This window comes from Pseudomonas sp. E102, assembly GCF_052660185.1.
In genome coordinates, this window is record NZ_CP084025.1 from 814537 (window position 1) to 836801 (window position 22265).

Annotated in this window: 21 protein-coding genes; 9 read left to right on the top strand and 12 right to left on the bottom strand. The window is 60.6% G+C overall.

Features of this window, described 5'->3' with window-relative positions:
- Window positions 1-427: 427 nt before the first annotated feature.
- Window positions 428-706, top strand: a complete 279-nt coding sequence (locus DOCECA_RS03930) for a BrnT family toxin (protein ID WP_434610190.1) — start codon at window positions 428-430, stop codon at window positions 704-706.
- The gene (locus DOCECA_RS03935) at window positions 684-941 is read left to right on the top strand and encodes a BrnA antitoxin family protein (RefSeq protein ID WP_053186480.1); all 258 of its coding nucleotides are present in this window, start codon (window positions 684-686) and stop codon (window positions 939-941) included. The genes DOCECA_RS03930 and DOCECA_RS03935 overlap by 23 nt, the downstream gene beginning before the upstream one ends.
- Window positions 942-1140: 199 nt before the next feature.
- Here DOCECA_RS03935 and DOCECA_RS03940 read toward each other — a convergent pair whose 3' ends face one another.
- Window positions 1141-1872, bottom strand: a complete 732-nt coding sequence (locus tag DOCECA_RS03940; protein ID WP_445571476.1) for a DUF899 domain-containing protein — start codon at window positions 1870-1872, stop codon at window positions 1141-1143.
- A gap of 188 nt (window positions 1873-2060) precedes the next feature.
- Between DOCECA_RS03940 and DOCECA_RS03945 the strand changes: the two genes are divergently transcribed.
- Complete coding sequence (locus DOCECA_RS03945) at window positions 2061-2453, top strand: hypothetical protein (protein ID WP_030141150.1); 393 nt, start codon at window positions 2061-2063, stop codon at window positions 2451-2453.
- A gap of 137 nt (window positions 2454-2590) precedes the next feature.
- On the opposite strand, the gene DOCECA_RS03950 is transcribed toward DOCECA_RS03945, so the two are convergent.
- The 3 genes from DOCECA_RS03950 to DOCECA_RS03960 all read right to left on the bottom strand — a co-directional run bounded on the left by DOCECA_RS03950 (window position 2591) and on the right by DOCECA_RS03960 (window position 4634).
- Window positions 2591-3457, bottom strand: a complete 867-nt coding sequence (locus DOCECA_RS03950) for a DUF6279 family lipoprotein (RefSeq protein ID WP_445571477.1) — start codon at window positions 3455-3457, stop codon at window positions 2591-2593.
- An 81-nt stretch (window positions 3458-3538) separates the two neighbouring features.
- Window positions 3539-4249: a TorF family putative porin gene (locus DOCECA_RS03955; RefSeq protein ID WP_445571478.1), complete on the bottom strand. Its 711-nt coding sequence runs from the start codon at window positions 4247-4249 to the stop codon at window positions 3539-3541.
- Between the two features lie 196 nt (window positions 4250-4445).
- On the bottom strand, window positions 4446-4634 hold the full coding sequence (locus DOCECA_RS03960; RefSeq protein ID WP_018607615.1) for a hypothetical protein: 189 nt from the start codon (window positions 4632-4634) through the stop codon (window positions 4446-4448).
- 329 nt (window positions 4635-4963) lie between these two features.
- Between DOCECA_RS03960 and DOCECA_RS03965 the strand changes: the two genes are divergently transcribed.
- The gene (locus tag DOCECA_RS03965; RefSeq protein ID WP_434610199.1) at window positions 4964-5800 is read left to right on the top strand and encodes a CvfB family protein; all 837 of its coding nucleotides are present in this window, start codon (window positions 4964-4966) and stop codon (window positions 5798-5800) included.
- Window positions 5801-6206: 406 nt separating this feature from the next.
- Window positions 6207-7661 carry an NCS1 family nucleobase:cation symporter-1 gene (locus tag DOCECA_RS03970; protein WP_445571479.1) on the top strand — a complete coding sequence of 485 codons (1455 nt, stop codon included), beginning with the start codon at window positions 6207-6209 and terminating at the stop codon, window positions 7659-7661.
- On the opposite strand, the gene DOCECA_RS03975 is transcribed toward DOCECA_RS03970, so the two are convergent.
- Window positions 7662-8834, bottom strand: coding sequence for an MFS transporter (locus DOCECA_RS03975; RefSeq protein WP_445571480.1), 1173 nt, complete (start codon window positions 8832-8834; stop codon window positions 7662-7664).
- Window positions 8835-8937: 103 nt separating this feature from the next.
- Between DOCECA_RS03975 and ptrR the strand changes: the two genes are divergently transcribed.
- Both ptrR and DOCECA_RS03985 read left to right on the top strand, forming a co-directional pair.
- Window positions 8938-9831, top strand: a complete 894-nt coding sequence (gene ptrR / locus DOCECA_RS03980; protein WP_434562929.1) for a putrescine utilization regulator PtrR — start codon at window positions 8938-8940, stop codon at window positions 9829-9831.
- 138 nt (window positions 9832-9969) lie between these two features.
- Window positions 9970-10098, top strand: a complete 129-nt coding sequence (locus tag DOCECA_RS03985) for a PA1414 family protein (RefSeq protein WP_256222727.1) — start codon at window positions 9970-9972, stop codon at window positions 10096-10098.
- Between the two features lie 208 nt (window positions 10099-10306).
- On the opposite strand, the gene DOCECA_RS03990 is transcribed toward DOCECA_RS03985, so the two are convergent.
- The 4 genes from DOCECA_RS03990 to speB all read right to left on the bottom strand — a co-directional run bounded on the left by DOCECA_RS03990 (window position 10307) and on the right by speB (window position 14755).
- Window positions 10307-11695, bottom strand: a complete 1389-nt coding sequence (locus DOCECA_RS03990; protein ID WP_434650275.1) for a sodium:solute symporter — start codon at window positions 11693-11695, stop codon at window positions 10307-10309.
- Window positions 11696-11800: 105 nt separating this feature from the next.
- Window positions 11801-13336 (bottom strand): purine-cytosine permease family protein, encoded by a 1536-nt coding sequence (locus tag DOCECA_RS03995; RefSeq protein ID WP_445572144.1) that lies wholly within the window; start codon window positions 13334-13336, stop codon window positions 11801-11803.
- 51 nt (window positions 13337-13387) lie between these two features.
- Window positions 13388-13795, bottom strand: a complete 408-nt coding sequence (locus DOCECA_RS04000; protein WP_434562935.1) for a YybH family protein — start codon at window positions 13793-13795, stop codon at window positions 13388-13390.
- 9 nt (window positions 13796-13804) lie between these two features.
- Entirely contained in the window at window positions 13805-14755 is a 951-nt protein-coding gene (speB, locus tag DOCECA_RS04005; RefSeq protein ID WP_420767428.1) for an agmatinase, read from the bottom strand.
- A 333-nt stretch (window positions 14756-15088) separates the two neighbouring features.
- On the opposite strand from speB, the gene DOCECA_RS04010 reads away from it, so the two are divergent.
- Window positions 15089-15982, top strand: a complete 894-nt coding sequence (locus DOCECA_RS04010; protein WP_420767427.1) for a LysR family transcriptional regulator — start codon at window positions 15089-15091, stop codon at window positions 15980-15982.
- 2 nt (window positions 15983-15984) lie between these two features.
- Complete coding sequence (locus DOCECA_RS04015) at window positions 15985-16581, top strand: tRNA-uridine aminocarboxypropyltransferase (RefSeq protein WP_434562937.1); 597 nt, start codon at window positions 15985-15987, stop codon at window positions 16579-16581.
- A 174-nt stretch (window positions 16582-16755) separates the two neighbouring features.
- Here DOCECA_RS04015 and DOCECA_RS04020 read toward each other — a convergent pair whose 3' ends face one another.
- The 3 genes from DOCECA_RS04020 to DOCECA_RS04030 all read right to left on the bottom strand — a co-directional run bounded on the left by DOCECA_RS04020 (window position 16756) and on the right by DOCECA_RS04030 (window position 21851).
- Entirely contained in the window at window positions 16756-18120 is a 1365-nt protein-coding gene (locus DOCECA_RS04020; protein ID WP_445571481.1) for an HlyD family type I secretion periplasmic adaptor subunit, read from the bottom strand.
- Between the two features lie 193 nt (window positions 18121-18313).
- A complete protein-coding gene (locus tag DOCECA_RS04025) occupies window positions 18314-20473 on the bottom strand; it encodes a type I secretion system permease/ATPase (RefSeq protein WP_434610212.1) in 2160 nt (719 codons plus the stop codon).
- Between the two features lie 19 nt (window positions 20474-20492).
- Complete coding sequence (locus DOCECA_RS04030) at window positions 20493-21851, bottom strand: TolC family outer membrane protein (RefSeq protein WP_420767423.1); 1359 nt, start codon at window positions 21849-21851, stop codon at window positions 20493-20495.
- Between the last annotated feature and the right edge of the window lie 414 nt (window positions 21852-22265).

Here is a 22265-nt window from a genome sequence, read left to right on the forward strand (position 1 = left end):
TGTCGGCTTAAAGCAAGCGACTGCTGCGCAGTCGAGCGGGAGCAAGCTCCCTCGCCACGGGGCGGTGCTCGGCTAGATTGTGCTTATCCGCATCAGTGGCCGCAGGGCTTGGCCTCTTAGCGTCCGTTGGGATGCGGATAAGTCCTCGTTTCTTCCATTTACGAGCTGTTTTGTCATCTGTCCGTTTGTAGGAAGTTTCAACCTTCGAGCGGGATCCTTCGTACTTCTATACGGGACGCGTCTGATTTCGGATGGACGGTTACGACAGTAATCTTCGGGAAAGAGGCATGTGTCGAATACGGTTGCGCCTTCTGAGCCGTTTCCAATGTCGCTAGTGATCCGATGGTCATCTCATCGAGCTACCGGGGCTGTGTATTTCTGCAGAGGAGAGTAGTGTGTATGTACGTAAGTAAGTACAGAAGGTCCCATGCTATTTAAATGGGACGAAGCCAAGAACCGGGCCAACATTCTTAAGCACGGCATCGACTTCAACGACGTGCCGGGCATTTTCCAGCATCCGATGCTGGTCTTCCACGATGACCGAATGGCTTACGGGGAAGAGCGTTGGATCACTATCGGATTGATCAAAGCGTTGATTGGCGTGGTCGTGTATACCGAACGGCGGGACGATGTGATCCGCATCATCTCCGCCCGAAAAGCCACTAAGCAGGAGGCCATACGTTATGTCGAAAACATCGAAAACTGACTGGGAGCGCTTGGCCAAGTTAGATGATGCGGACATCGATACCAGCGATATCCCCGAATTGGATGAGGATTTCTTCCGTCGCGCCGAGCTGCGTGTGCCGGTAAAGCAGGCGGTGACTATTCGCCTTGATGCCGATGTGGTCGAGTGGTTCAAGGGGCAGGGCGCGGGCTATCAGACACGCATCAATCAGCTTCTTCGCCAATACATGCAGGCCCAGCAGGGCCATCGGCGATGAGCAAATCAATGCTATGAAGCGGGCGACTGAGAAGTCGCCCGTTGTCATCGATTCTGTTAGCGGCGCTCGCAGGTCTTCCGATTCGATCAATCCTCTCGCGTGGCGCTGTGGTTAAGACAAAACTGGCGACTGCTGCGCAGTCGAGCGGGAGCAAGCTCCCTCGCCACGGGGACTGGGCTCGACTGGGCTGCTTGGCGCATCAACTGTGGCAGCATCCACGCGGCTTGGCCTCTTCATACTTATCATGATGCCTCACCCAATCCATGATCTCGTCTTCATTGCGGCCCTTGGGCGTGAGGTCGAGGTAGTTGTAGGTGCCGACGAGGATGTCGAGGCCGCGGGCGTAGGTGGAGTAGGTGTGGAAGATGTCGCCGGCTTCGTTGCGATAGAAGACACTCAGGCCTGGGAGTTCGCCTTCGGTGGTGTCGGTTTTTTCGTAGTTGTAGGTGGCTGTTCCGGCGGCGCTGTCTTCGGTTTTGAGGCTGACGCCGAAGTCATAGTTGAAGTCGCAGCCTTGCGACGAGACCCAGTCGAAGGCCCAGCCCATGCGGCGCTTGAACGGTTGGAATTCGGCAAAAGGTGCACGGGAGACGGCGACCACGGCTACGTCGTGGTGGGCCAGGTGTTGGTTGGCGCCGTCGATGTGGTCGGACAGGAACGAGCAGCCCTGGCAGCCTTCGGTCCAGCCGGGGCCGAACATGAAGTGGTAGATGATCAGTTGGCTGCGGCCGCCGAACAGGTCCGCGAGGCTCAGTTCGCCGTGGGGACCTTGGAAGCGGTAGGGTTTGTCGATTTTTACCCAGGGCAGGGCGCGGCGTTCGGCGCTGAGTTTGTCTCGTTCACGGGTGAAGGCTTTTTCATGGGCCAGGTGTTCGCGGCGGGCGGCGAGCCATTCTTCATGCGAGACGACCTGATGGTGCTCGATGTTCATGGGGCTTCTCCTCAGGGATGGATTTACCGACGATTGCAACGGTTAGTCGTTTGGCTGGTGGCGGATTCGACAAACCGTTGGTCGGCTTGTGGATAAGGGCGGTCGAAAACCCGGCTGAACGGCGCTGAACCGCTTCGGTCACACGTTAGGTAGGCATCTCTCTCTTAAGCTTTAGAGGATGGACCAGGATGACGACTTATAACTGGGACTTGATCGAACGGTTGCTCCACGAAGTGCAGAACGGCGCCGGCCACAGTTTTACCCCTCGGCCTTATGCAGAGCAGCACGCGGCGGAAAAAGCGGCACAGGGCGAGGAAATCGAGAACCTCGATCATCTGAAAGCGGTTGCCGGGGAGTACGAAAAGCTGCTGTTGGAGCGTGGGTATATCGAGCCTCGGCCGGAGGAAGAGGGCGGCAATGGCGAAAACTTCGTGCTGACGCCTCGCGGCTCGCGGTTGTTGAGCCTGATCGACAGCAGCATTCCGGGCAATGATCATCCGCGCCAGGTGCTGGATGAGCAGGAAGATGCGCTGGATGAGTTTACCTTTGATGATTTGGCTTCTAAGGCGCAGATTGCCTGACAGGCTGGCACTGAACCGTGTGGGAGCGAGCTTGCTCGCGATGGCGATTAAACAGGCAAAACACCTGTTGAATGTCAGGCCGCTATCGCGAGCAAGCTCGCTCCCACATTGGATCTTCCACATGGATCACAGTGGTTTTACGAGCGTGCTGCCTTCAAGCATTTCAGATCACTGAAATCTTTCTTCACCCCATCAATTTTTTGCAACAACCGTTCACGCTGGGCCGGGGTGCTGTTGGCCATCAGGTCCACCAGCAGGCTGCGGGCCTGGGCTTCGGTTTTGTTGTAGGCCTCGCGGTAAGCGGGGGTCCACAGGCTCTCGCGGTTTACCAGCAGTTGCTCGATGCGTTTCGGGAAGTCGGGGCTTTGGCGTTGGGCGACGGCCTCGCTGAACTGGTTTTGCCAGTGGGCGCGGTTGGCGATCCATTGCTGGTTTTGATCGCCAAGAGCGGTAGACCAAGCCATCACACGCTGGCGCTGGGCGTCGTTGAGCGGGCCGATCCAGTCGTTGAGCCGTTTCTCCATGCGCTCGGCACGTTCCTGGATCTGCTGCTGCAACGTCGGCTTGAGGTATTCGCGCTGACGCTTTTGTTGATCCTTGACGAACGCGGCGTCCATGTCGGCGACTTGTTCGTCGCTCAGGCCTTGCAGCAGTTCGATGGCCGACGGGGTGATTGCCCGGGCGGTTTCGGCGATGGCGGCCTTGGCTTCGCGGGTGCGTTGCTGCAGGGCTTCGTCGGTTACCGCGTTGGTTTGCACCATGGTCTTCAGGCGGTCCAGCCAATCGAGATAGCCCGGCAGTTGCGTGGTGCAGTGCCAGCTCAGGTGTTCCTTGAGGCGATCGTCGAACCAGTCCTTTTGCTCGCCGTTGATCTCCAGGTAATCGTTGAGGGTCCAGGGAATGATCAGGTCGAGGTTGCGGTAGGCCAGGCCGACACGGCTGCAAGCGGTGAGTGTCAGCAGCAGGGCGATGAACATGGCGGTGCGTGTTAACCAGCGCGACATGAGCGGGTCCTTGCGAAGGCGGAGGTGATTTGTTTGAGCATGGCAGGCGCGTGGCAGTTCAGCCGAACGAATAAGTAACGCTTAGTAAAAAGGATGGGCCATCTTCAGGGTCAGCAGGCTGTCGCATTCGCTGTTGTGCCCGGAATAGGCCGAGCAACTGCTGCCGCTGAGGCTTGAGTCGCTGTAGATCAGGTCCAGGTCGATACCTTTCCAGGGACGGGATATTTTCAACGACCAGTCGCTGAAACTGCCTACGTAACCATTCTCCACCGAGACCGGGGTATTAAGCTGGTGGGTGGTGTACTTGGCGCTGATGCCGATGCCGAAGGGCACGTTGCCACCGAGGTCGGCGAACAGGGTGCTGTTCTGTTTGTCCGGGTCGTTGCTCAAGGCCGCACCGAAGCGGCTGCCTAGAATGGTCAGGCCGCCATAGAATTCCTGGCTGTCGAGGGTATCGACGGTGGGGTAGCTGTAGTGGATCAGGCCGACTTCGTAGCCCAAGGTCTGGTCGAAGGGCTGTTTGAAACCCATGTAGGAATCGACTTCCAGGTCAGCGGAGAAACCTGCGCTGGGTGACCATTGCCCAACGTACCAGCCGCTGTCGTGGCTCAGGTCCAGGCCGCCATGAAACGAGCCGGTGCTCGACGGCGTGACGAGGCCCTGGGCCATGCTGCGGCTGGGTGTGGTGCCGAGTTTAAGGTCGAAGTCACCGAGCTCACGCTGAAACACCTGCCCATAAGAAGCAGGGCAAGCGAGCAGACTGAACGCCAGCAGGACAACAGGAATGCGCAATGCTTCACTCCATGAATAGCGAGGAGCAGGGAACCGTAACCAAGCTGAAACGCTTGAGCTAGAGAGGTGCAAGCATACCGGCGAATGCCCGAGCGAGATGGCCGTTCGTCGATTTTTGCGGGGAAGGGGCTGAGAGAGGGGTTCCAGTCCAAGCGCTTCGAGATTCAAAGCGCTTTGGGACCAGGTGACGCGGGGATTACTTCTTGCCCAGGCTGATCTGCTTGGACGGGCCGAATGTCTGGCCGCTGACACCTTTGGCAATCTGCTGGATTTCACCGCCGGACTTGAGGAACGCAGCGATCTGGTCGTTGATCGACTCGCTGGTTTCAACGGCTGGAGCTGGCTTTGCTTTGCTGTTGGATGCTTTTACGCGCATGACGGCCATTAACCTATGGATAATTAATTGGGCCAGGCATCGTACAGGAAATACTTGACAATTGCTTGGCAAATATCCCCCTGAATTATTTGCAGTAGGGCTGGAATATCGACCGACTCATGCCTGTGTATTGACCTAAGCCACTGTTTTAAATAACAACCCGCCTTGAAATTACAAACGTAAGCGGGGCGATTCAAACCCAGTGTCTTCTGACGAATGGCCGCCTGCGGGCCAAAAAGCCTGAAAAATCAAGGGGCGCACGCCGATCGATGCTGGCGGCGACGAATCGTACGGCAAAACCGGGTAGAATGCCGGCCACGTAACGAGGGTATTTGGAAATGGCTTTAGTCGGGCGCTACAACAGTTTGCAAGTGGTTAAACATACTAACTTCGGTTTATATCTGGACGGCGGCGCGGACGGTGAAATCCTGCTGCCCAACCGTTATATCCCCAAGGATATTCCCAGCGAAGATGAAGACTGGCTCAATGTTTTCATTTATCTGGACAGCGACGACAAACTGATCGCTACCACGGAAAAACCGAAAGTCCAGGTGGGCGAATTCGCCAGTCTGAAAGTAGTTGAGGTCAACAGCATCGGTGTGTTCCTGGACTGGGGCCTGCCTAAAGATCTGCTGCTGCCGTACTCCGAAGAAAAACGTCAACTGACTGCGGGCGAGTACTGCGTGGTGCATGTCTATCTGGACAAGCACACCCGCCGCATCACCGCGACGGCACGCCTGGATCGTTATCTGGACAAGACCCCGGCCAACTACACGCCTGGTCAGGAAGTGGATTTGCTGGTCGCCGAAGCCACCGACATGGGCTTCAAGGCAATCATCAATAACAAGCACTGGGGCTTGATCCACAAGAACGAAATCTTCAAGTTCATGCGCGCCGGCAAACAGGAAAAGGGCTTTATCAAGGAAGTCCGTCCGGACGGCAAGATCAGCCTGAGCTTGCAGCCGGTGGGCCAGGAAGCGGCGACCAGCCTCAACGCCAAGATTCTTGCAAAGTTGCGTGAGAACAACGGCACGCTCGCGGTGAGCGACAAGAGCGATCCTGCGCTGATCACCAGTCTGTTTGGCGTCAGCAAGGGCAACTTCAAGAAAGCCATTGGTGCGCTGTACAAGAATGGCCAGATTATCATTCATGCTGATCGTATTGAGCTGACTTGATCGTTAGGCCGAGCAAACCACCGTTGGCTAGGTCATCCTGTGGCGAGGGGATTTATCCCCGCTGGGCTGCGAAGCAGCCCTGATTCGAACGCCTCGGTGTACCTGCCAGATTGAGTGGTTATTTTTGGGGCTGCTCCGCAGCCCAGCGGGGATAAATCCCCTCGCCACAGATCTTCGCTGTATACAAAAATCCTTGCACCTTAACCATGCACCCGCGCCCCGTTCGTGGGCGTTCTGTTGTGTTCGTTCGGTTTTTACCTGCGCTGAAAAGCGCGGTTTGTCTCGTATCCACCAGCCATGGCACGCATTCTGCGTAGGAACCCGTATACAAACCACGCCGGCTCCCGTGCGCAGTGTGGTGGACAATCAAACGCGGGAGCACGGCGGCCACCCAAGGAGCCCCGCAATGTCCGAGCAATTGCCCAACGGCTACAGCCCCCGCCTCTATAACGAAGACCTGGGCCCGCTGCCGCAGAAATGGAATTGGTACAACATCTTCGCGTTCTGGATGAGTGATGTGCACAGCGTCGGCGGTTATGTGTTTGCTGCCAGCCTGTTCGCCTTGGGCCTGGCGAGTTGGCAGGTGCTGATTGCCTTGCTCGGCGGGATTTGTATCGTGCAGTTGATTGCCAACCTGGTCGCCAAACCGAGCCAACAGGCGGCGGTGCCTTATCCGGTCATTTGCAGGCTGGCGTTCGGCGTGTTCGGGGCGAACATCCCGGCGGTCATTCGTGGGCTGATCGCCGTGGCTTGGTATGGGATCCAGACGTACCTGGCGTCCAGCGCTCTGGTCATCGTGGTCCTGCGGTTCTTTCCTTCGATGGAAGTCTACGCGACGCCACATTTTGCAGGTTTGTCCTACCTCGGCTGGTTCGGTTTCCTTGGGCTGTGGTTTGTCCAGGCGCTGGTGTTCTGGACGGGCATGGAGTCGATCCGTCGCTTCATCGACTGGGCCGGGCCGGTGGTGTATGCCGTGATGTTCCTGCTGGCCGGCTGGATCGTCTGGAAGGCCGGCTGGAGCAACATCAGTTTTACCTTGGCGGAAAAATCGCTGTCCGGCTGGCAGGCATTCGGCCAGGTGATCGTGGCAACGGCCCTGGTTGTGTCGTACTTTTCCGGCCCTACCTTGAATTTCGGTGATTTCAGCCGGTACTGCCGGAGCATGTCCGACGTACGTCGCGGCAATTTCTGGGGGCTGCCGGTGAATTTCCTGGCCTTTTCCCTGGTGACCGTGGTGATCGTTTCCGGGACGTTGCCAGTGTTCGGCGAGATGCTCCACGACCCGATCGCCACCGTGGCACGCATCGACAACGACGTGGCCGTCTTGCTGGGAGCCTTTGCGTTCGTCACCGCAACCATTGGCATCAACATCGTCGCCAACTTCGTGTCCCCGGCTTTTGATTTCGCCAACGTCGCGCCGAGCAAGATCAGCTGGCGCGCCGGCGGCATGATCGCGGCAGTGGCCTCGATTTTCATCACGCCTTGGAACCTGTTCAATAACCCTGAAGTGATCCACTACACCCTGGACGTGCTAGCGGCGTTTATTGGCCCGCTTTTCGGGATCCTGCTGGTGGATTACTACCTGATCAAGAAGCAGCAGATCGACGTTGATTCGCTATTCAATGACGGCCCGAGCGGGCGCTATTACTACAGCGGAGGCATTAACTGGACAGCAGTCAAAGCGTTGATCCCGGCGACGCTGATGGGCGTGGCGATCACTTTCACACCGTTCCTCCAACCAATGGCCAACTTTGCCTGGTTCACCGGTTGCTTCCTTGGAGGCGTGTTGTATTTCGCCTTGGCCCGACGCCAACCCTTCCTACACCTGAACCCGTCGTTAAACCCGGTCGGCCCGGCTTGATCAGCGCAGGGCGGTCTGGGCGCAAGGTTTCACCGCGCTCGCATTGGTGGGCCGCAGCAACAGGCCGCCCGCAAGCACTAGGCCGCTGCCGGCAACGATCAATGCCGGTTGCAAGCCGCCGCTGAAGTGACTGCTCAGTGCCGCCAACAGGGGGCCGCTGAGTTGGCCGACGGCGAAGCACGCGGTCAACAAACCGATGTTGCGCTGGGTGGCATGGGGCGCCAGTTCCCGGGCGCGCATCACCATCAGTTGCATGCAGGCCAGAAACGGGGCGCCACACAGGATCACGCCCAGCGCCAGGCCTGTGCCACTGCCCAGCATGCAGGCAAACACGCCCGCGGCTTGCAGCCATAAAGTGGCCATCAACCACCGGGCAGTGGTGTCCGGGTTCGGCCGCCGCAGACTCACCAACAGCACGCCCGTGGCGGCCGCCAGGCCGAAACAAGGCCAGAACAGATCCGCCTGCCATTGCCCGTGGAACTGCGCCGAAGCCATCTGCGACAGGAACGTCGCCGGTATGATGTAGCCCACGCCATACAAGGCGTAGACCACGCAAAGCCGGGCGATGCCGCGATTGCTGGATGCAACGACGGATGCTGCTGGGGCGGCTGCCGACGTGGGTTTCGGCAGGGCCGGCAGGATCACCAACAACATCACCAGTGCCGCGCCGGCGTATACCAGCCACAACACGTCGGAGGTCTGGCCCAGCAGGTTCGAGCCAAGGGCCAACAAGCCTGTCAGAAAAATCCCCAGCCCCGGTCCGGCGAATACCAGTGCACCAAGCCGTGGCCGTCCCGCCGCCGCAGCCAAGGGTTGGCTGAGGGCGGTGATCATCACCATCACCCAAGCGCTCGCCACGCCTGTGCCGAAGCGCAGCGCCAAGTGCGGCCAGAAGCCCCAGGCCCAGAACGACGCCAGCGTCAGCAGCACGCACAACCACAGGCCGCCCAATAAACGCCGCTGTACCTGTTCGGCGCGACGGGCAAACATGGCGTCCAGCGCCCCGAGGAAATAACCCAGGTAGTTGGCGGCGGCGATCAGACCGGCGGCGGTCAAGTCCACCTGGCCTTCGCCGATCAAATGAGGTAACTGCGGTGTAAGGGCGAAGCGGCCGATGCCCATGGCCATCATCAGGGCTATGAAACTGGCGAGCAGGCGAATCAAGGGCGGCATGGTCGTACTCCAGCGCTGAGGCGAATGACCGTCAGGCTAGGACTGATTGACTTTCATTAAAAATGAATAATAGTGAGTAACTTGTTCTTTTTTGGAGAAGGTCATGGAGTTCAGCCAACTTAGGATTTTCCAGGCCGTGGCCGAGGAAGGTTCGATCACCCGGGCTGCCGAGCGCTTGCATCGGGTGCCGTCGAACTTGTCGACGCGGCTCAAACAGCTCGAAGAGCAGTTGGGCGTGGATCTTTTCCTAAGAGAGCGTCAGCGTTTGCAATTGTCGCCTGCGGGAAAAGTCCTATTGGACTATGCGACCAAGCTGTTTGCCCTGCATGACGAAGCCCACGCGGCGGTGCAGGGCGGTCAGCCGGCCGGGGATTTCCTGCTCGGCACCATGTACAGCACGGCAGCGACGCATTTGCCTGATCTGCTGGCGGCTTATCACCGGGCCTACCCGGCGGTGAACCTGCAAGTGCAATCGGGGCCGAGTGGCGAATTACTTGAAGGCCTGCTCACCAATCGCCTCGACGCGGCGTTGGTGGACGGCCCGCTGGAACTGGCGGGGCTCGATGGCGTGCCGTTGTGCGACGAGCGGCTGGTGCTGATCACCGAGGCTGACCACGCACCGGTACGCAGTGCGCTGGACGTGCAAGGCCGCGCAGTGTTCACCTTTCGCCGGGGCTGTTCGTACCGGATGCGCCTGGAGGCCTGGTTTGCCCATGATCATGCAACCATGGGGCGGGCGATGGAGATCGAGTCCTATCAGGGGATGCTGGCGTGTGTCATCGCCGGGTCCGGGGTGGCGCTGATGTCCGAGTCGATGCTCGCCAGCCTGCCGGGGCGCGAGCGTGTGATGGTTCATCCACTCGCCGAGCCATTTGCGAGTGCGACAACGTGGTTGATGTGGCGTAAAGGCATGGTCGGAGCCAACCTGAACGCCTGGATTGAGATGCAACAACAAGCGTGGCCGCGGGCGCCAATGATGACGGCGCAATCGGCTTGAACTCACAGCCTGGGATTCGGATCAATTCAGTAACAGATCATTGCAATCTGTAACGAGCATTGCGTAGGACTTCGGACTATTATCAGTGCGAAGGGGCCACAGAAATCTGCCGCTCGCACCACCTGAGGGGGCACCACGATGAAAGAGAAAATCCAGAACTGGCTTCACGACTTGGGTGTCGCGCTCGGCCTGATCGAGCCGCCCATGCAGCCGATACCGATCCGCACTGACGATGAGCAACGCCGCCGCCAGCCGCGCCGCCGGTAAACACCGCCGAATTTGGAGAGATCGCAGCTGCGGACCATTTCAGTCGAGATGGCCCGCAGCTGCGATCTTTTTATTTCTGAAAGACAGAACCTGTGGGAGCGAGCTTGCTCGCGATAGCGGTGACCGGCATGCATCCATGTTGAATGTACCGCCGTCATCGCGAGCAAGCTCCGTCCTACAGGAATCTCTTCTTGCCGAGAGTTGACGATCAAGCCGCCTTTGGCACCACATTCGATCGTGGCGACAGCAGGCTGACCACCACGAAACTCACCAATGCCACGCTCAGGCTGTAATAGATCGGCGTATTCGCGTCCAGGCCATCCTTGACCATGAAGAACAGCGCGGTCACGAAGCCCAGCGACATGCTGGTAATCGCGCCGGCCGTGGTAGCGCGTTTCCAGTAGATGGCGCCTATCAGCGGGACCAGCATGCCGCCCACCAGCAGGTTGTAGGCCAGGGTCAGGGCGCTGATCACGTCGCTCACCACCAGGGCGATCGCCAGGACCACGGCGCCCAGCAGCAGGGTTGCGATGCGATTTTCATGGACGTCGCCGTTGCCGCTTTCACGACCCTGGCGCAGACGCGGCAGCAGGTCCTGGACCACGGTGGTGGAGGCCGCCAACAGACCCGCCGCCGCAGTGGACATCAGCGCCGCGAGGGCTGCGGCGATTACCAGACCGCGTATCCCGTTGGGCAAGCTGTGTTGCACCACGCTGGCAAAGGCGTTGTTGACGTTTTCCAGGTCCGGCAACAGCACCTTGGCGGCCATGCCGATCAGCGCACCGGCCAGGCCGTACAGCACGCAGTACAGGCCGGCGGCGGTGCCGGCGACTTTTGCCACGCCTTCGCTGCGGGCGGTGAACACCCGTTGCCAGATGTCCTGGCCGATGAAGATGCCAAAGAAGTAGATCAGGAAGTACGTGATGATGGTGTCCCAGCCAATGGCGGTGAAATCGAAATAGCGCGCCGGCAAGGCCGCCACCATCGCGTCCCAGCCACCGGCGTCACTGATGGACAGGGGCATCAGCAGGAACACCAGGCCGATGGTCATGATCAGGAATTGCACGATGTCGGTCAGGGTCAGCGACCACATCCCGCCAATGGTTGAATACAGCACCACCACGCCGCCGCCCACCAGGATCGAAACCCAGAAGGGCAGGCCGAACAGCACCTGCATGACCGTGCCGATGGCGATGGTCGAGGTGGCGCCGATCATCAGCGCGTAGACCAGCATGATCAATGCGCTGGCATGGCGTGCGGCCGGGTTGTAACGGCGCTCTAGCACTTGGGTCACGGTATAGATCTTGAGCTTGAGCAACGGCTTGGCGAGAAACAGGCTCAGCCCGACGATGCCCAGGCCGATGGCGCCGCACAGCCAGAATCCGGAAATGCCATGGACATAGCCCAGGCGCACGGTGCCGATGGTCGATGCGCCGCCGAGCACGGTGGCGGCCATGGTGCCCAGGTAGAAGCCCGGGCCGAGGTTGCGTCCGGCGACGAGGTAGTCGTCACGGGTCTTGGCGCGGCGCATGCCGTACCAGCCGAGGGCGATCATGCCGGTGGCATAGATGAGAACGACGATTAAATCCAGGGCCATGATGGCGTGTCTCCGATTGTCTTTTTTATAGTGAAGTCGGGTGATTGATGCCTTTGTGGCGAGGGGATTTATCCCCGCTGGGCTGCGAAGCAGCCCCAAACACAGTCAACTCAATCTGTCTGGCACACCGAGGCGCCTGGTATTAGGGCCGCTTCGCAGCCCAGCGGGGATAAATCCCCTCGCCACCCCCCCCGGCCCATACACCGCCGCCGGTTCCGGAAACAGCCCCAGCAATGCCAGGTACACCACCGAGGCCAGCCCCAGGGTCACCGGCAGGCTGATGTCGATCCCGCCGGCCAATTCACCCAGCGGCCCGACGAACTGTCCCGGCAAGTTGACGAAGCACAGCCCGACCAATGCGCTGGGAATCCACGCTCCCAGACCGCGCCAGTTCCAGCCGTGGCTGAACCAGTAGCGTCCGCCGATCTCGCCTCGGGTGAACACTTGCAGGTCATCCGGGCAGTAGAAGCCGCGGCGCACCAACAGGCCGATGATCATGATCACCATCCACGGCGTGGTGCAGGTGATGATCAGCACGGCGAAGGTCGAGACGCTCTGCACAAGGTTTGCCGCGAAGCGGCCGATGAAGATGAAGGCAATCGACATGACGCCGATCAGCAGCGTCGCCTTGACCCGCGACAGCACCCGTGGGAATACGCTGGACATGTCCAATCCCGTGCCATACAGCGATGTGGTGCCGGTGGACATGCCACCGATCACCGCTATCAGGCACACCGGCAGGAAGAACCATCCCGGCGAAACCGCCAGCAGCCCGCCCACGTAGTTGTTTGCCGCGATGTAGTCCGGCGCCTTGGTCGCCACGATGGTGGCGGTGGCGAGGCCGAACAGGAACGGGATCAGCGTTGCCAACTGAGCGGCAATCACCGCCAGCATGATGTGTCGCTTGGGGGTATTTCGCGGAATGTAGCGCGACCAGTCACCCAGGAAGGCGCCGAAAGAAATCGGGTTGCTCATGGCCACCAGTGCCGCGCCGATGAAGGCGGCATAGAAGCCTGTTTGGCCGAGGGCGACCGTGCCGGCGAACTGGCTGTCGAAACTCGGCGCGAAGGCGAAGATGCCCAGCAGGAACAACAGGCTCGCGGCCCACACGGCGATGCGATTGACCCACAGCATGAAGCGGAAGCCGTAGATGCACACCGTCAGCACCAGCAGGGCGAACAGGCCGTAGGCCAGGCCCAGACTCAAGTCGGTTTCCGGCACACCGACCAGCCGCTTGGCGCCGCCGATCAGCGCGTCCCCCGAACTCCATACCGACAGGGAGAAGAACGCGATAGCGGTCAGCAGCGACAGGAACGAGCCGACGATCCGGCCGTGAACACCGAAATGCGCGCCGGACGAAACCGCGTTGTTGGTGCCGTTGAGCGGGCCGAACAGGCCCATCGGCGCGAGGATGATCGAACCGACCAACACCCCCAGCACGATCGCCCAGACCCCGGCCTGGAACGAAAGGCCGAACAACACCGGGAAACTGCCGAACACGGCGGTGGCAAAGGTATTGGCGCCGCCGAAGATCAGTCGAAACAGATCACCCGGGCCGGCGGTTCGTTCATGGTCCGGGATCTGCTCGACCCCGTTGGTTTCAATCTGCGTAAGGCTTTTATCGTTATTGTTATTCATGATCTGCTCCGATCATCAAGGCGCGTTCATCGTGCGTGAACGTCGCCTGCTTGGCTAAGGGGGTGGCAGCCCTTCCGGCATTGCGGACAAATGTTCATGACAGGCCAGCCATAGGCCTTGTTGTTCTTGGCGAAACACGATGGTTTCGCGCTCCTGGCTAAAGTGAAGCTCCCCTTGCATGCGCAGCTCGGTGGCCACGTCATGGATGAAAATCGCCACGTTCCCTTGCAGGCTGACGAAGGCGTTGCTCGAGGTGCAGCTCAGCACCTCGAAGCCATCCTCGGACCGCCAGCGATCCCACAACGCCTGGTAGGCATCGCGCGACAGCAGCGGCTGTTCGAGGGTGTAGAACACGAAGCTCGCATCGGTGCTGAACGCGCCGAAGTAAGCCTCGCGATCGTTGCGGGCGAAGGCCGACACCAGATCGGCGGCGGCTTCGAGGACTTGATCTCGATCGTTCATGGCCGCGCCTCAGCGATGAACCACGCCGGGCAGTACGCAGAGCATCTCGTACAGCAGGTTGGCGCCCAGCAGCGAGGTATTGCCGGTGGTGTCGTACGGCGGCGAAACTTCTACCAGATCGCAACCGACCAGGTCGAGGCCCTGGCAGCCGCGGACGATTTCGATTGCCTGGATGGTGGTCAGGCCGCCGATTTCCGGGGTGCCGGTGCCTGGCGCCCAGGCCGGGTCGATGCCGTCGATGTCGAAGCTCAGGTACACCGGGCCGCCGCCGACTTTCTCGCGCACTTCAGCCATCAACGGCGCCAGGGATTTGTGCCAGCACTCTTCGGCCTGGACCACGCGAAAGCCCTGGTTGCGACTCCAGTTGAAATCCTCGGCGGTATAGCCCTGGGCGCGCAGCCCGATTTGCACCACGCGGTCGCAATCGAGCAGGCCTTCTTCCACGGCGCGGCGGAAGGTGGTGCCGTGGGCGATTTTCTCGCCGAACATGTGGTCGTTCACGTCGGCGTGGGCGTCGATGTGCACGAGGCCGACCTTGCCGTGTTTTTTGTGGATCGCCCGCAAAATCGGCAGGGTAATGGTGTGGTCACCGCCCAGGGTCAGGGGGATGACGTTGTGTTCGAGGATCTTGTGGTACGACTCCTCAATGATTCGCACGGCATCGAGCAGGTTGAAGGTATTGATCGCCACGTCGCCAATGTCCGCCACCGACAAGGAGTCGAACGGCGCGGCACCAGTGGCCATGTTGTAGGGGCGGATCATCACGGATTCGGCGCGGATTTCGCGCGGCCCGAAACGGGTGCCGGCGCGCAGGGACGTGCCGATGTCCAGCGGCACGCCGACAAAGGCAGCGTCCAGGCCGGCGGCGGTGGGCACGTGGGGAAGTCGCATCATGGTGGCGATGCCGCCGAAGCGCGGCATTTCGTTGCCGCCCAGTGGTTGGTGAAGAATCTTGTCCACGGGTAGGGCCTCATCGTTTGTTTTATTTATCAGGGGCCGATTCTGCGAAAAGCCTGTGCCGTGAAGAATCGCTGGCGGCAAATACTTAGTTCAGATTTTTCTAAACTAATGGCGGGCGGGGCGATAGACTCCGCAGCGGCGCAATCCTGGGGCAAATGACGCCCCCTGTGGCGAGGGGATTTATCCCCGCTGGGGCGCGAAGCGGCCCTAAACCCTGATATCCCGGTGTATCAGGCGGATTGAGTTGACTGTCTTGGGGCCGCTTCGCAGCCCAGCGGGGATAAATCCCCTCGCCACAAATGTGCATTGACCTGCTTGTATGGAGATACCCCCATGGCCAACGCTCTACCCGACCTGAAACTGCTGCGCATCTTCGTCAGCGTGGTCCGGCACCAGGGGTTTGCCAACGCGCAGCACGAGCTCAACCTCTCCACATCCGCCATCAGTACCTACATGAGCCAACTCGAATCGGCCCTGGGCCTGGTGCTCTGTCATCGCGGGCGGGGTGGGTTCAGCCTGACCAGCAAGGGCGAGTTGTTCCATCAGGAAACCTTGCGCCTGCTCGGCGAACTCGAAGGCTTCGAGCAATATGCTGCGGCCCTCAAGGGCGAGTTGCGCGGCACCCTGAACCTGGGGGTGATCGATTCCACGGTGAGCGACAAAGCCTTGCCGTTCGCCGAAGCCATCGGCGCGTACAGTCAGGAACACCCGGCGGTGCATCTGCACCTGTCGGTCCTGAGCCCTTACGAATTGCAACTCGGCGTCCAGGACAACCGCCTGGACCTGGCCATCGGCGCGTTTTCCACGCGCATGAGTGGGCTGGTCTACATGCCGCTGTACCGCGAGCAGCACTGGTTGTATTGCAGCAGTCGCCACCCGTTGTTCGGCGAACGACGTATCCCGGAGCAACTCATCACCCAGCAGCGCATGGTCGGGCGCGGTTACTGGAGCCAGGCCGAGCTGGCCCGCCATGGCTTCAAGCACAGCGCGGCGACAGTGGAAAGCATGGAGGCACAGTTGATCCTGGTACTGTCGGGCGCCTACATCGGTTATCTGCCCGAGCATTACGCTCAGGCCTGGGTCGACAAGGGCGATTTACGCGTGCTGCTGCCGGCGACGTTTGGTTATCAGGCGCCGTTCTCGATGATCGTTCGCCGTGGCCGCAGCCGCGAGCCGCTGATCCAGACCTTCCGTGATCTGCTCAAAGCTCAACTGAACCAGGCCTGACCATGTCCAGAATCCACTGCCCACGTTGCCTCAGGCCGCAAAGCCATTGCCTGTGCCCTTTGATCCCCAGCCTCGACAGCCGCACCCGCGTGTTGCTGTTACAGCATCCCAGCGAGGTGAACCATGCCTTGAACACCGCACGGCTGGCGGCGTTGGGGCTCAACAATGCCGAATTGATCGTGGGCGAGGTGTTCGAGGATCTGTCACGGCTGCTCGATCAACCGGGTTACCGGGCGCGGTTGTTGTTTCCCGCCGACGATGCGCAGCCGCTGCAAGCCTACACCCCCTGCGATGAGCCGCTGCTGTTGGTCGTTCCTGACGGCACCTGGCGCAAGGCCCGCAAGTTACTGCACCTCAACCCGCTGCTGGCGGCACTGCCAAGGGTGACCTTGGCCGACGGCGGCGTGTCCCGCTATCGCTTGCGCAAGGCGCCAGGGCCAGGGGCGTTGTCGACGGTGGAGGCGATCGCCCAGGCGTTGCAGACGCTTGAGACACCGGTGAGTTTCGAGCCGTTGTTGCGGCCGTTCGAGGCGTTGATCGAGGGGCAGATTGCGGCGATGGGGGAGGAGACTTACCAGAAGAACCATGGAGGGGTATAGAGACCCCTGTGGCGAGGGAGCTTGCTCCCGCTCGGCCGGTCCGACGCCTCGGGCGCAGCCGTCGTAAAACCTGCTGGCGCGGTCTGCCTGACACAACGAGGTGAATGGTCTTGGGGCTGCTGCGCAGCCCAGCGGGAGCAAGCTCCCTCGCCACGAGATCGGCGTAGATTCGGATTACCGCTCGCGCATCGCCTCGGTCCGCGCCTTCAACACCGGCTTGAGCAGGTAGTCCAACACACTTTTCTCCCCGGTGATGATGTCCACTGTCGCCACCATCCCCGGAATGATCAGCAACGGTTTCGCATCCCCACCCAGGTGGTTCTTATCGGTGCGTACCTGGATCAGGTAGAAACTGTTGCCCTTGTCGTCGGTGATGGTATCGGCGCCGATCAGTTCGAGCTTGGCGCTCAGCCCACCATAGATCGTGTAGTCGTAGGCGCTGAACTTGACCATGGCTTTCTGGCCTGGGTGCAGGAAGGCGACGTCCTGTGGGCGGACCTTGGCTTCGATCAGCAGGTTGTCTTCCAGGGGCACGACTTCGATCATGTCGCTGCCCGGCTGGACCACGCCGCCGATGGTGTTGACCTTCATTTGCTTGATTACCCCATGCACCGGCGAGACTACGGTGGTGCGGGTCACGCGGTCATCGATGGCGATGCTGGAGGCGGTGATTTTCGACAGTTCCGTGCGTTTCTCGTTGAGCTCCTTGGCCGCGTCGGAGCGGAAGGTCTGTTCCGACTCGTCGATCTTGCTCTTAATCTCATTGATGGCCGACTCGGCCCGAGGGATCGCCAGGGTGGTGGCGTTGAGCGAGCCGCGGATTTCCACCGCGCTGCGCTTGAGCCGCAGAATCTCCACCGGCGACACCGCCCCGGTACGCACCAACGGTGCCGACATGTTCATCTCTTCTTGCAGCAACGCCAGTGCCGAGCTGAATTGGCCTTGCTTGGAGCGAAACTCCGCCAGTTCCTGGGTTTTCTGCCGCAATTGTTCGGTCAAGGTCCGTTGCTCGCTGGCCAGGCGACGCTGGCGCTGCTCATGGAGCGCACGCTCGTCCTCGGCCACTTGTGGCGCCTTGCCGGTCACTTCGCTGGATAACTGCAATCGCCGTCCTTCGGCCTCCGCCGACAAGCGTTCGACCTGGGCCATCAACGCATAACGGTCGGCCTCGCTCTCGCCCTTGTTCGACAGGAACCGCGTGTCATCCAGGCGCAGCAAGGTGTCGCCCTTGTTCACCATCTGGCCTTCGCGCACGAAAATCTCGGTGACGATGCCGCCCTCCAGGTTCTGGATCACCTGGATCTTGCTCGATGGAATCGCCTTGCCTTCGCCGGTGGTGACTTCCTCCAGGACCGCCAGTTTCGCCCAGACCAGCCCAGTGACAATCAGCCCGGCCGCCAGCCAGACAGTGACCCGCGAGCGACGGGGCGAGTCCTGCAGCGTGGCGCCGGCGGTTTCCGGCATGAACTCGCTTTCAGCGCTTTTGCTGAAGCTGCCGAAGTAGCTTCGGGCGGCTGAATCGGATGTTTGAGCAGACATGGGCGGTACCCGTTGGCTATATGAGATTTACTGAGTGCTGCTTTTGTGGCGAGGGGATTTATCCCCGCTGGGCTGCGAAGCAGCCCTAAACCCTGACACCTCGGTGTACCAGACAGATTGAGTTGACTGTCTTGGGGCCGCTTCGCGGCCCAGCGGGGATAAATCCCCTCGCCACAAAGGTATTTGTTGGCAGCTAAACCGCAGCAGAGCCCACCCGCCCTTTGCGCAGCGCATCGATCACCGCGTCCTTCGGTCCGTCCGCCACGATCCGCCCGTTATCCAGCACCACCAACCGGTCAACCAGGCTCAACATCGAGGTACGGTGGGTGACCAGCAGCACGGTCTTGCCTTGCACATGGGTATGAAGCTTCTGGCGCAGAGTGTCTTCGCTGCTGTTGTCCATGGCGCTGGTGGGTTCGTCCAGCAGCAGGATCGGCGGGTCGAGCAACAAGGCCCGGGCCAGTAGCACGGCCTGGCGTTGGCCGCCGGACAGCAGTTGCCCGCGTTCTCCCACCGGGCGGTCGAAGCCTTGGGGATGTTGACGGGCCAATTCGGTAACGCCGGTCAGTTCCGCCACTTCCAGCATGCGCCCGTCGCTGATGTAGCGCGCGCCGAGGGTGAGGTTGTCCCGCAGGCTGCCGGCCAGCAGCGGCAAGTCATGGGCGACATAGCCGATCTGCTGACGCAAGTCGGCAACGTCCAGTTGCCGCAAGTCCAGGCCGTCCAGCAGCAACTGGCCTTGCTCCGGCGCATAAAACCCCATCACCAGCCGCGCCAGGGTGCTTTTGCCCGAGCCGCTGCGACCGATGATCCCGACCCGTTCGCCGGGCTTGAGGCTGAAGCTGACATCGGCCAGCGCCGGAGCGTCCTGGCCGTTGTAATGGAAGGTGATGCCGCTGATGTCCAGGGCACCTTGCAATTGGGTTCGGTCCAGCGGGCGCTGCTTGGCGTCGCGCTCCTGGGGCAAGGCCATCAGGGCATCGGTGCTGCGCATGGTGAGCTGCGCTTGCTGGTAGCGGGTGATCAACCCGGCGATCTGCCCGAGCGGAGCCAGCACGCGGCTGCCGAGCATGTAAGTCGCCACCAGTGCGCCGACGCTGAGGTTGCCGGCGATGATGCTGTAGACCCCGGCGACGATGGTCGCCATGCCCGCCAGTTGTTGCAGGAACAACGTGCCGTTGGTCGCCAGGGCCGAAAGATTGCGCGCATGGCTGTCGAGGCGGGTGAGGGCGCCGTGGGTGCTTTCCCACTGGTGCTGGCGTTCGCTTTCGGCGCTGCAGGCCTTGAGGGTTTCCAGGCCGCCGAGGGTTTCGATCAGCAGGGCTTGGCGCTGGGCGCCCAGGGCCAGGCTTTTTTGCACGGTGTCGCGCAGGCGCGCCTGGATGATCATCGCGAATACCACGGTGATGGGAAACGCCACCACCGGAATCACCACCAGCCAACCGCCCAGCAGCCCAATCACCACCAGCATCAGCAGGGCGAAGGGTAGGTCGATCAGGCTGGTAAGGGTCACGGCGGTAAGAAACTCCCGCAGCCCTTGGAAGTCATGGATGCTTTGGGCGAATCCGCCGATGGTCACCGGCTTGGCTTTCATGGCCATGCCGGTGATGCGCTCGAACAGGGTGGCGGAAAGAATCACGTCGGTTTTCTTGCCGGCGGTGTCCAGCAGATGAGCACGCACCACCCGCAACACGAGCTCGAAACCGGTGCCGATCAACAGCCCGACGGCCAGCACCCACAACGTGGAGGTGGCCTGGTTCGGCACCACGCGGTCGTAGGTCTGCATGACGAACAGTGGCACCATCAAGCCCAGCAGATTGATCAGGAAACTGGCCAGGATTGCGTCGCTGTACAGCCAGCGGGACAGTTTCAAGGTGTCGCGAAACCACGCTTCGACCCGTGGCACCAGGGGCGCGCGCAGGTCTTCAAGCTCATGGCGCGGCCGGGCGAAGAGCGCCTGGCCGCTGTAATCGGTGGTCAGTTCCTCGCGGCTGACCCATTGTTCACCGCCATCGGCCTCGCTGGGCAGGATCAGCGCGCGACCGTCCTCGCCCCAGCGCCGCAATATCGCGCAGCGGCCCCCGGCGAGGATCAGCATCACCGGCAAATTCAGCGCCGATATATCCCCCAGCTCGCGGCGCAACAGCCGCGCCTGCAAACTGGCCCGGGCCGCTGCGCGAGGCAGCAGGTCCAGGCTCAGACGTTGGTGCGCCATAGGAAGCCCGGCGCTGAGGCTGGCGCGGCTGACGGTCGCGCCATGGAGTTTGCAGAGGATCAACAAGCCGTCCAGCAAGGGATCATCGAAGTTCAAGCGCGGGTCGGTGCCGGGAATTGCCGGTTCCATGCGGGTCATGCTGATCACTCCCACTGGATTACTTCAGTTCCGGCAGCCGTGCCTGGTTCTTGACTTCGGTCTGCGCGACCGCATCGGCCGGCAGCACGATCCGTTGTTTCTGCAGCAGCAGGCCCATGTTCGCCAACACCCGGTACATCGAGTATTCCTCGGTGTAGCGCACCTCGGTGTAACGGCGGTTGGCGTTATACAGCTCGTTTTCACTGTCGAGCAGGTCAAGCAGTGTGCGTTGGCCGAGGCCGAACTGATCTTGATAAGCCGCGCGTACACGAGAAGTGGTGTCGGCGTATTCCCGGGCGGTCGGGGTCTGTTTGCGGGCGTTGAGCATTGCGTTCCAGGCCAGGCGGGTGTCTTCGTTGAGCTGGCGCAGTGCGTTGTTGCGGATGTCCATCGCCTGGTTGATCTGGTGGGCGTTGGATGCCAGCCGCGCCTTGTCGCTGCCGCCGCGGAACAGGTTGTAGTTCATCACCACGCCCAGCCGCCAGTTGTTGTCGTGGCCTTCCTCGCCGCCCAGGTTGTTGTTGGCGCCCACGGCTGCTTCGGCGTCGAAGCGCGGATAGAACGGTGATTTCGCCACCTCGTATTGGCTTTCGGCGGACTGGATGTCGGCCTGGGCCGATTTCAGGTACGGGTTGTTATCCACCATGCTTTGCTGGGCTTCGCGCAGGTCCACGGGGATCTCGCCTTTGGTGGACGGTGGGGTTTCCAGCTCATCGGGCATGCGCCCGACCACGCTGTAGAAATTTGCTTCCGCGTCCGCCAGGTCGACCTGGGCGGTGTCGTAGTTGTTTTCCGCCAGGGCCCGACGTGCATTGGACTGATCGGAGTCGGCGGTACTGCCCACGCCGCGCTCGGTGCGCAGGCCGATCTGGTCATTGACGCGCAGGTGCGCTTGCAGGTTGTTCTTGGCCAAGGTCACCAGTTCGCGACGCTTGAGCACTTCCAGGTAGACCTCGATGGTCCGCAGCGCCAGATCCTGCGCGGTGCCCTGGGCGTAATAGGCCCGGGAATTGACCACGCCCTGGGTACGTTCCACTTCATTGGCGGTATTAAAACCGTCGAAGATCATCTGCCGCAGGCGCAGTTCCGACTGGGTGTAGGTCAGGATGTTGGTGTGATGGTTGCCCAGTGCCCGGGTATTGGTGTTGTCGCTGTAGCCACGGCCATAACCGGCGTTCAAATCCACCGACGGAAAGAAGCCTCCTCTGGCGACCTTGACGTCCTCGTTGGCCGACAGACGGCTGTCTACCCGTTGCGCCAGTTCCGGGTGAGTCGCGATGGTGCTCTGGATCGCCTCGGTCAGGGACATCGCCTGAACCTGAGAGGAGCAGGCCATGGCCAGTAGAACCGCGCTGCAGAGGGGGGTAAGAACGCGCATGGGGTGCTTCTCCTGAGGTCTGTTGTACTTCGTTGTCGCCAGAATATTGACGTTTAAAAGATCAAAACCGTTTCAACCTTGTAACAACACAGCTAAGAACATCCTAGGAAAAACCTAAGAAGAATTTCTCATAACAGTTATTCCAAAAAAAACTTATGAGCTTGGAAAAATCCAGCACATTGTTCAAAGCGAAAGCCTCGCCGAATAAGGGTTGCGTCGGTTTGTAGGCGTCAATAAAAAGTTCCACATAATTTTTGAAACGATGTGAAGAGGTGCTGAAGGGTTCAAAAGTGAGACAGTTTTGAGTGACGTTTTTTTGTCGTTATGGCAATTTGACTGTCCCTCGTACGGTCTCGAAAGCTGGCAGATTTTCCAAATTCTGGCGGCTACCCAGCACCGATCTTCACCCAGACA

What these genes read in the sequence shown, in the direction of transcription:
- DOCECA_RS03930 (WP_434610190.1), top strand. Translation starts at nt 428, where the DNA reads ATGCTATTTAAATGGGACGAAGCCAAGAACCGGGCCAACATTCTTAAG.
- DOCECA_RS03935 (WP_053186480.1), top strand. Translation starts at nt 684, where the DNA reads ATGTCGAAAACATCGAAAACTGACTGGGAGCGCTTGGCCAAGTTAGAT.
- DOCECA_RS03940 (WP_445571476.1), bottom strand. Translation starts at nt 1,872, where the DNA reads ATGAACATCGAGCACCATCAGGTCGTCTCGCATGAAGAATGGCTCGCC.
- DOCECA_RS03945 (WP_030141150.1), top strand. Translation starts at nt 2,061, where the DNA reads ATGACGACTTATAACTGGGACTTGATCGAACGGTTGCTCCACGAAGTG.
- DOCECA_RS03950 (WP_445571477.1), bottom strand. Translation starts at nt 3,457, where the DNA reads ATGTCGCGCTGGTTAACACGCACCGCCATGTTCATCGCCCTGCTGCTG.
- DOCECA_RS03960 (WP_018607615.1), bottom strand. Translation starts at nt 4,634, where the DNA reads ATGGCCGTCATGCGCGTAAAAGCATCCAACAGCAAAGCAAAGCCAGCT.
- DOCECA_RS03965 (WP_434610199.1), top strand. Translation starts at nt 4,964, where the DNA reads ATGGCTTTAGTCGGGCGCTACAACAGTTTGCAAGTGGTTAAACATACT.
- DOCECA_RS03970 (WP_445571479.1), top strand. Translation starts at nt 6,207, where the DNA reads ATGTCCGAGCAATTGCCCAACGGCTACAGCCCCCGCCTCTATAACGAA.
- DOCECA_RS03975 (WP_445571480.1), bottom strand. Translation starts at nt 8,834, where the DNA reads ATGCCGCCCTTGATTCGCCTGCTCGCCAGTTTCATAGCCCTGATGATG.
- ptrR (WP_434562929.1), top strand. Translation starts at nt 8,938, where the DNA reads ATGGAGTTCAGCCAACTTAGGATTTTCCAGGCCGTGGCCGAGGAAGGT.
- DOCECA_RS03985 (WP_256222727.1), top strand. Translation starts at nt 9,970, where the DNA reads ATGAAAGAGAAAATCCAGAACTGGCTTCACGACTTGGGTGTCGCGCTC.
- DOCECA_RS03990 (WP_434650275.1), bottom strand. Translation starts at nt 11,695, where the DNA reads ATGGCCCTGGATTTAATCGTCGTTCTCATCTATGCCACCGGCATGATC.
- DOCECA_RS04000 (WP_434562935.1), bottom strand. Translation starts at nt 13,795, where the DNA reads ATGAACGATCGAGATCAAGTCCTCGAAGCCGCCGCCGATCTGGTGTCG.
- DOCECA_RS04010 (WP_420767427.1), top strand. Translation starts at nt 15,089, where the DNA reads ATGGCCAACGCTCTACCCGACCTGAAACTGCTGCGCATCTTCGTCAGC.
- DOCECA_RS04015 (WP_434562937.1), top strand. Translation starts at nt 15,985, where the DNA reads ATGTCCAGAATCCACTGCCCACGTTGCCTCAGGCCGCAAAGCCATTGC.
- DOCECA_RS04020 (WP_445571481.1), bottom strand. Translation starts at nt 18,120, where the DNA reads ATGTCTGCTCAAACATCCGATTCAGCCGCCCGAAGCTACTTCGGCAGC.
- DOCECA_RS04025 (WP_434610212.1), bottom strand. Translation starts at nt 20,473, where the DNA reads ATGACCCGCATGGAACCGGCAATTCCCGGCACCGACCCGCGCTTGAAC.
- DOCECA_RS04030 (WP_420767423.1), bottom strand. Translation starts at nt 21,851, where the DNA reads ATGCGCGTTCTTACCCCCCTCTGCAGCGCGGTTCTACTGGCCATGGCC.